Origin of the sequence: Methylobacterium sp. E-005 (assembly GCF_022829725.1) — a bacterium.
In the GTDB taxonomy this organism is placed as follows: Bacteria; Pseudomonadota; Alphaproteobacteria; order Rhizobiales; family Beijerinckiaceae; genus Methylobacterium.
In genome coordinates this window covers 1-1,275 of sequence record NZ_JAKSYG010000102.1, presented here as the reverse complement: position 1 = coordinate 1,275, position 1,275 = coordinate 1, and the positions used below count along the sequence as shown (strand labels likewise).

Sequence of the window (1,275 nt, the reverse complement as noted above, 5' to 3'; positions counted from 1 at the left end):
GATCCGGCTCCGGCCGAGATCGAAGCCGCCGCCGAGATCGAGTCCGAGGTCGAAGCCGAGCCAGTCGTGGCGGCGCTCGAGCCGGTCGCCCCCGCGCCGGTCGCGCTTCCCATGGTCGCGCCTCGCGCCCATCTGATCCCGGCTGGCCGGCATCTGGAGATCGCGTCCGTCGAGAACGCCGATTACGAGCTGCCCTCCCTCGAACTGCTCGCCCTGCCGGCGCCGGGTGGCAGCGCGGAGGTCGATGCCGACGTGCTGGAGCAGAACGCCCTCAACCTGCAGCAGACGGTCCAGGATTTCGGCGTGCGCGGCGACATCCTGGCGGTGCGGCCCGGCCCGGTCGTCACCCTGTACGAGCTGGAGCCCGCCCCCGGCACCAAGTCCAGCCGCGTGATCGGCCTGTCGGACGACATCGCCCGGTCGATGTCGGCGGTCTCGGCCCGCGTGGCGGTCGTCCCCGGCCGGAACGTCATCGGCATCGAGCTGCCGAACGAGACCCGCGAGACCGTCTACCTGCGCGAGTTGCTGGCCTCGGCCGACTTCGCGGAGAGCAAGCACAAGCTGGCGCTCTGCCTGGGCAAGAACATCGGCGGTGAGCCGATCATCGCCGACCTCGCCCGCATGCCGCATCTGCTCGTGGCCGGCACCACCGGCTCGGGCAAGTCGGTGGCGATCAACACCATGATCCTGTCGTTGCTCTACCGGCTGAAGCCGGAGGAGTGCCGCCTGATCATGGTCGATCCGAAGATGCTGGAGCTGTCCGTGTATGACGGCATCCCGCACCTCCTCTCCCCCGTGGTCATCGACCCCAAGAAGGCGGTGATCGCCCTCAAATGGGCCGTGCGCGAGATGGAGGAGCGCTACAAGAAGATGTCCAAGATCGCGGTCCGGAACATCGACGGCTACAACGCCCGCATGAAGGAGGCCCGCGAGAAGGGCGAGACCATCACGCGGACGATCCAGACCGGCTTCGACCGCCATACCGGCGAGGCGGTGTTCGTCGAGGAGGCGATGGACCTGTCGCCGCTGCCGTACATCGTGATCGTGGTCGACGAGATGGCCGACCTGATGATGGTGGCCGGCAAGGACATCGAGGGCGCGATCCAGCGTCTGGCCCAAATGGCGCGGGCGGCCGGCATCCACCTGATCATGGCGACGCAGCGGCCTTCGGTCGACGTGATCACCGGCACCATCAAGGCGAACTTCCCGACCCGGATCAGCTTCCAGGTGACCAGCAAGATCGACTCGCGGACCATTCTCGGCGAGATGGGCGCG

1 protein-coding gene is annotated in these 1,275 nt (G+C 67.9%); it reads left to right on the top strand.

All coding sequences use genetic code 11. The annotated features are described in order from the left end of the window. The coding region (locus MKK88_RS12145) for a DNA translocase FtsK (RefSeq protein ID WP_279602256.1) at positions 1 to 1,275 on the top strand (1,275 nt) is incomplete at both ends.